General features: G+C 68.7%; 7 protein-coding genes. 6 read left to right on the top strand and 1 reads right to left on the bottom strand.

Going from position 1 to position 6,273, the window contains the following annotated elements:
• Positions 1-209: 209 nt before the first annotated feature.
• The 4 genes from QH276_RS10165 (at position 210) to QH276_RS10150 (ending at position 2,239) form a co-directional block, all read left to right on the top strand.
• Complete coding sequence (locus QH276_RS10165; RefSeq protein WP_280398058.1) at positions 210-545, top strand: YnfA family protein; 336 nt, start codon at positions 210-212, stop codon at positions 543-545.
• A gap of 89 nt (positions 546-634) precedes the next feature.
• Complete coding sequence (locus QH276_RS10160; RefSeq protein WP_280398057.1) at positions 635-964, top strand: ArsR/SmtB family transcription factor; 330 nt, start codon at positions 635-637, stop codon at positions 962-964.
• A complete protein-coding gene (locus QH276_RS10155; protein ID WP_280398056.1) occupies positions 964-1,674 on the top strand; it encodes a cation transporter in 711 nt (236 codons plus the stop codon). The genes QH276_RS10160 and QH276_RS10155 overlap by 1 nt, the downstream gene beginning before the upstream one ends.
• A gap of 139 nt (positions 1,675-1,813) precedes the next feature.
• A complete protein-coding gene (locus QH276_RS10150; RefSeq protein ID WP_280398055.1) occupies positions 1,814-2,239 on the top strand; it encodes a hypothetical protein in 426 nt (141 codons plus the stop codon).
• A gap of 175 nt (positions 2,240-2,414) precedes the next feature.
• On the opposite strand, the gene QH276_RS10145 is transcribed toward QH276_RS10150, so the two are convergent.
• Entirely contained in the window at positions 2,415-2,852 is a 438-nt protein-coding gene (locus QH276_RS10145) for a hypothetical protein (protein ID WP_280398054.1), read from the bottom strand.
• Positions 2,853-3,264: 412 nt separating this feature from the next.
• Between QH276_RS10145 and QH276_RS10140 the strand changes: the two genes are divergently transcribed.
• Positions 3,265-4,959 carry a hydrogenase maturation protein gene (locus tag QH276_RS10140; RefSeq protein ID WP_280398053.1) on the top strand — a complete coding sequence of 565 codons (1,695 nt, stop codon included), beginning with the start codon at positions 3,265-3,267 and terminating at the stop codon, positions 4,957-4,959.
• A 190-nt stretch (positions 4,960-5,149) separates the two neighbouring features.
• Positions 5,150-5,959, top strand: coding sequence for an MHYT domain-containing protein (locus tag QH276_RS10135; protein WP_280398052.1), 810 nt, complete (start codon positions 5,150-5,152; stop codon positions 5,957-5,959).
• Positions 5,960-6,273 lie beyond the last annotated feature (314 nt).

Here is a 6,273-nt window from a genome sequence, read left to right as displayed (position 1 = left end):
CGGGCGCCCCACCGCACTTGCCCCCAATTCCTTTGCCGCCGGAACTTCGGGAGGAGTTCCACCGCGCGTGCTGATCCTGGTCCGGGCAGGTCAACCCGATACACGGAGCCGAACGCGGTCGGTATGCCCGGACGGGCTGCGTCCCCCGGATCGAGGTAACTGTTTCGGCATGGTCGGGTCCATGGGCCGGGGATCTAGGGTTTCCGATCATGACTGTTGTGCGTTCGATCGTGCTGTTCGTCTTGGCCGCTGTTGCCGAGATCGGCGGTGCGTGGCTGGTGTGGCAGGGCGTACGCGAACACCGCGGCTGGGCCTGGATCGGCGCCGGCGTCATCGCGCTCGGGGTCTACGGGTTCGTCGCCACCGGCCAACCCGACGCCCACTTCGGCCGCATACTCGCGGCCTACGGTGGGGTATTCGTCGCCGGATCCCTGCTCTGGGGCATGGCCTTGGACGGCTTCCGGCCCGACCGTTGGGACATCATCGGCGCGATCATCTGCCTGGCCGGGGTCGCGGTCATCATGTACGCACCCCGCGGTGCCTGACTGCCACCCATGCGGCCTCGGCTGTGGCTCGGATAGGCCTTGAAAGTTCACCGTTTACTGAATACAGAAACTGATGTACTGTCCGAGGTGTGGAGACCGCCGTACTCACTGATGCGCTGGCCCGGTTCGGGCACGCGCTGTCCGATCCGACCCGCACTCGGATCCTGCTGAGTTTGCGCGAGGGACCGGGGTATCCGTCGGAGCTCGCCGAACGGATCGGGGTGACCCGCCAGATCCTGTCCAACCACCTCGCCTGCCTGCGCGGGTGCGGGCTGGTGGTCGCGGTACCGGAAGGCCGGCGCGCCCGCTACGAGCTCGCCGATATCCGGATCGCCGCAGCGTTGGCGGATCTGCTCGGGCTGGTGCTGGCAGTGGACCCGGCATGCTGCCCGGACGCCGCGACCGAAGGCTGCTGCTGATGGCTTCCCTCGGTATGCCCGCCGTGCCGTCCGCGGTGGACCTCGGCCCGGAACCGGACCGGAAGGCGCTGCTGGTGCGGCGGATCCGCTGGCTCGTCGCCGCAACCATCACCTACAACGTCATCGAGGCGATCATCGCCCTGTCCGAGGGCTCCCGGGTGTCGTCCACCGCGTTGATCGGGTTCGGGCTGGACTCGGTGATCGAGGTGTCCTCGGCGGTCGCGGTGGCGTGGCAGTTCGCCGGCCGCGACCCCGAGAAGCGGGAGACGGTCGCGCTGCGGATCATCGCGTTCTCGTTCTTCGCACTCGCCTTCTACGTCACCGTCGACTCCATTCGGGCCCTGTTCGGGCTCGGCGAAGCCCGGCATTCGACGACCGGGATCGTGCTGGCCGCGGTGAGCCTGGTGATCATGCCGGTGCTCTCGGCCGCGCAGCGCCGAGCCGGCCGCGAACTCGGCTCCGCTTCCGCGGTGTCGGATTCGAAACAGACCCTGCTGTGCACCTACCTCTCGGCGGTGCTGCTGGTCGGGCTGCTGCTCAACAGCCTGTTCGGCTGGTCGTGGGCCGACCCGATCGCCGCGCTGGTCATCGCCGCCATCGCCGTCCGGGAAGGCATCCGGGCCTGGCGCGGCGACGCCTGCTGCCCCCACCCCGCCGCGTTCACCGAAGACAGCACCGCGGCCGGTCACGACTGCGACTGCTGCGACTGAACCACCCCGGAAGGACGACCCGACGTATCTCGTCTCCCCACGACCGCCCGCGCTGCCTACCACAGCATTTCTGCAACTCGCCGCAGCTCTCACCGGCTACAAGAAATGCCCACACAAGACCTCCTCTACAGTGCGGGTCATGGGTGCATGGGGCGTCAAGGCGCTGGAGAGCGACGAGGGCCTGGAAGTGCTGGCTCTGGTGGAGGAGATCTCCGAGGACCGGGATCAGGTCACGGCCGAGGAACTGGTGAACGCCGCCCGCGCAGCGGGGCTGCTCGGCAACGATCCCGCCGATGACGAGTACCTGTACGACGTCACCGCTCTGGCGCTCGCCGAGATCCTCACCGGCGACACCGCGCAGCTCGCGGACCCGACGCTCGGCGGATCCGTTTTCGTCGCGACTCCGGCGGGCACTTCCGTGCTGATCGCGTGGCTGACGCAACTGCGGGATGCGGGCGAGGAGCGCGAGTTCCGGGAACTGTGGTCGAGCGATTCGCGGCAGATCACGCACATCACTGCGGTTCTCGAGGCGCTGAGCCACCGGTCGACGGCTGAGATCCGGTAACGGATCCCGGCGTCGGCGCCTCGATCGGGGCGCGTGCCGGATCGCGGCGCGCCGGAGCACGGGAACGGGCGGTTGGCCCGCCGTCGAGGGTTGCCGGGCGCAGCACACAGGATCCTGGCTCGAAATATGCCGATACAGTGGAAGTTCCGGTTGTTCCCGATCAGATCTGACCTGATCAGATCAGATCGGCGTCGGCGAGGTCGAGAGTCAGCAGGTTGCGCCAGTCGTTGACGAAAATCGCCGAAGTCCCCTCGTAGCGCACGCCGATAAAGGGATTGGCGGAAAGCATCGGCGCGATCCAGCGCAACGAGCCGTCGGGGCCGAGCCGGGCGAGCCAGCCGACGTTACCCATCCCGCTGCCACCTCCGGTCATCCGGCCGGTGCCGTCGGGCAGACGGACGTCGAAGTTCGGGTACGCCTCGGTGGTACCGTCCTCCTCCACCGCGACGGCCACATCCAGTGGCCCGCCGAGCCGGAACGGGATCGGCCGGCCCGCATCGGGGTGATAGGCACCCGGCCCTTCCACGTGTAACTCGACGGCGGTATCGGCGGGTCGATAGAGGCCGTCACGGTAGGGCATCCTGCCCGCGGCCCACAGGTTCTCGATGATCATGACAGTCCGGACGGTAGCCGTCGCGGGCGCCCGGTGCCGCTCGGCCGGCCGCGGCCCGTCATGGCGGCCGCCGGCGATACGGTCGAAGCAGTGCCGCGCAGGCACGGCGGGCGTCCTCGCGGAGGGACACCCCGGCCCGCGGCTTTGTGTTGCCACGGCGCCGGCGGCCGGGAACGGGTCCCGGGACTGCCGGCCGGCCACGGTGCCCACCGCCCCCGGCCAATTTTCCAGGTCGGCGGCGGTTTTGTTGGCCCGGGCGATGGAAGATATTGCGCTGTAGCGAGTTACGCCGCGGCGCACAAGTGTCACCGGCATCACTCCGGACTGCGGGGCCGGGGCCGGGCGATTAGCTTTGTCGGGAACCGGAACATTACTTTGGGATCGGCCGGATCCCACCCGATGGAGGAAAACCTTGCGCGTCTTGCTCGTCGCCAGCGCATTCAACAGTCTCACCCAGCGCGTGCACACCGAATTACGCGACCGCGGACACGACGTGGGGGTCGAGCTGGCGCTCGGTGACGATCTGCTGCGGGCCCGGGTAGCGCGTTACCGGCCCGACCTCATTCTGGCGCCCATGCTGACCACCGCCATCCCGGAGGACATCTGGGCCCGCTACACCGTACTGATCGTGCATCCCGGCCCGAAGGGCGACCGAGGGCCCTCCTCGCTCGACTGGGCGATCAGCACGGGCGCCCGGGAGTGGGGAGTCACGGTGCTGCAGGCCGTCGAGGAGATGGATGCGGGGCCGATCTGGGCGTCGGTACCGTTCCCGGTGGCGGCCTGCGGTAAGAGCGAGCTGTACCGTAACGAGGTCTCCGACGCGGCGGTGGCGGCGGTCCTGCTGGCGGTGGACCGGTTCGCGGGGGGCGTATTCGAACCCGAACCGCTGGACTATCGCCGGCCCGATGTGCGCGGGCAACTGCGCCCGTACCATTCCCAGCAGTACCGCCGGATCGATTGGGCTGCCGACGATACCGCCACAGTCCTGCGTAAACTCCGCGCGGCCGATTCCCAGCCGGGAGTGCTGGACGAGCTGTTCGGGCGGGAATATTTCCTGCACGGCGGTCATCGCGAAGACCGGCTCCGCGGCATTCCGGGTGCGGTGATCGCCACCCGCGACGGCGCGATCTGCCGCGCCACCGCGGACGGTGCGGTGTGGTTGCCGCAGCTGCGCCGCCGGCGGACCCCCGGCGGGCCGGCCACGTTCAAACGTCCCGCCGTCGACGCTCTCGGGGCCGATCTGCCCGCCGGCATCCCGGAGGTCTCGGTGACCCCGGCCGAGGCGGCGCTTCGCGATACCTGGTCGGAACTGCAGTACTACGAGCAGGGCTCGGTGGGCTACCTGGAATTCGCCTTCGCCGGTGGTGCGATGAGCACCGGCCAGTGCCGCCGGCTGCTCGCGGCCTACCGGCAGGCGAGCGCCCGGCCGATCCGCGCCCTGGTGCTGGGTCCGGCGCGCGACTTCTTTTCCAACGGGATCCACCTCAATGTCATCGAGGCAGCCGCGGATCCGGCCGAGGAGTCGTGGCGCAATATCACCGCGATGAACGACCTGGTGGAGGCGATCCTCACCACGACGGACAAGCTGGTGATCTCGGCGCTGGCCGGGAATGCCGCGGCCGGTGGCGTCATGCTCGCCCTCGCCGCCGACGAGGTGTGGTGCCGGGAATCGGTGGTGCTCAACCCGCACTACCGGCTGATGGGCCTGTACGGCTCGGAGTACTGGACGTATTCGCTGCCGCGCCGGGTGGGTGCGGCCGAGGCCGACCGGCTGACCCGCGCGACCCTGCCGCTGGGCGCCGGCGCGGCCGCGGCGATCGGTCTGGTGGACCGGGTCGCGCCGGGCGGTACCGCGGAGTTCCGCGAGTGGGTACGCCGCGAGGCGACGCTGCTCGCCGAGGCACCGGAACTCGAAGGCCGGCTGACCGCCAAGAAGCGGCAACGGGAAGCGGACGAAGCGGTCAAACCGCTGGCCGAGTACCGGGCCGAGGAGCTGGCGCATATGCGCCGCAACTTCTACGCCGAGGGGGAGCCGTATCACCAGTTGCGGCGGAACTTCGTCTACAACGTGGCGCCACCGGCCACACCGGCTTACCTGTTGGCCTGATCACCGCTATGGGCTCGGTAGCACAGTTGTGACATCGACTGGCGATGGCGCAGCCCTATGAGGTGGAATTTTTACTTTGCAACCGGCTTCGGGTGCGTCGAACTACTGTCCACAGGGTCGTGGTTCGGAAATCGACTATTACAAGCGGAGTAGAGACGTGCTACATCTCGAGCACTTCAGCAGTGGCTGGGTGACTCCTGTCCTTGCCTATGTGATGTCCTTCATCGGTTCGGTGCTGGGTCTGCGCTGTGCGGTACGCGCCCGGACGGCGCAGCCGGCCTACGGCTGGCTGATCGCGGCCGCGGTCGCACTGGGCGGCGCCGGTATCTGGGTGATGCATTTCACGGCGATGCTCGGATTCGCCATCGACGGTGCGAGTATCCGCTACGACATGCCGATGACCCTGCTCAGCGCGGCCATCGCGATCGTGGTGGTGCTGATCGGGCTTTCGATCGTTGTCCGCGGGCACCGCGAGGCGATCGCGCTACCGCTGGGCGGGGCGATCACCGGCCTCGGTGTGGCGGCCATGCACTACCTGGGCATGGCGGCGATGAACACCGGCGTCACCCTGCAGTACGGCACCGGCCTGGTCCTGCTCTCCCTGGTGATCGCGGTGGTCGCCGCGACCGCCGCGCTGTGGTTCATGCTGCACGTCCAGGGCTGGGGGAGTACCGTCGGCGCGGCGCTGATCATGGGTGTCGCGGTATGCGGTATGCACTACACCGGGATGGCGTCCATGAGCGCCCACCACGGCGAGCATCACGGCCTACCCGAAGGCGTCGCACCGGTCGAACTACTGACCCCGCTGCTCACCACAGTGGCGCTGGTCGTCGTCGGCCTGGTGGTACTGGTCGGGGTGGCCGAACTGGAGGTGCGCAGTGTCGCGGTGGCGGGCGGACCGGCCACCGAAGCCGAAGTCTCCGACACCTTCCACTCCACCGACCCGTCGACCTTGGCGCATAGTGGCCGTCAGTGGCCGCGGCTGCCCGTGGACCACTAGCCTGGGATGTCGCAGCGGCGACAGCCCGGCCGCGGGCCGGTTGTCGGGTGCTGCCGGCGGGCCCTATTCTGGGCCGCCGTATCTGTACAACTGATGTGAGGACTGGCTGGATGGGTAGTACCGTGCTCGATATCGCCGCATTGATCGTGATGCGCATCGGGGATTTCTGGAACTGGGCGTCGACCGGCTCGGCGGGATTCCCGCCGCTGTGAGTCGCTAGCCGACCCGATACGTGGGGGGCGCGCGCGCGCGCGGGGGGCGGGCGCGGCATATATTCGGGGGGGGGGGGCGCGGAAAGCTAACAGCCACGCCAC

It is taken from the genome of Nocardia carnea (assembly GCF_029869215.1).
Taxonomy (GTDB): Bacteria; Actinomycetota; Actinomycetes; order Mycobacteriales; family Mycobacteriaceae; genus Nocardia; species Nocardia carnea_B.
The sequence above is the reverse complement of the archived record's forward strand: the minus strand, read 5'-3'. Positions and strand labels throughout refer to the sequence as shown.

What these genes read in the sequence shown, in the direction of transcription:
- QH276_RS10165 (WP_280398058.1), top strand. Translation starts at nt 210, where the DNA reads ATGACTGTTGTGCGTTCGATCGTGCTGTTCGTCTTGGCCGCTGTTGCC.
- QH276_RS10155 (WP_280398056.1), top strand. Translation starts at nt 964, where the DNA reads ATGGCTTCCCTCGGTATGCCCGCCGTGCCGTCCGCGGTGGACCTCGGC.
- QH276_RS10145 (WP_280398054.1), bottom strand. Translation starts at nt 2,852, where the DNA reads ATGATCATCGAGAACCTGTGGGCCGCGGGCAGGATGCCCTACCGTGAC.
- QH276_RS10150 (WP_280398055.1), top strand. Translation starts at nt 1,814, where the DNA reads ATGGGTGCATGGGGCGTCAAGGCGCTGGAGAGCGACGAGGGCCTGGAA.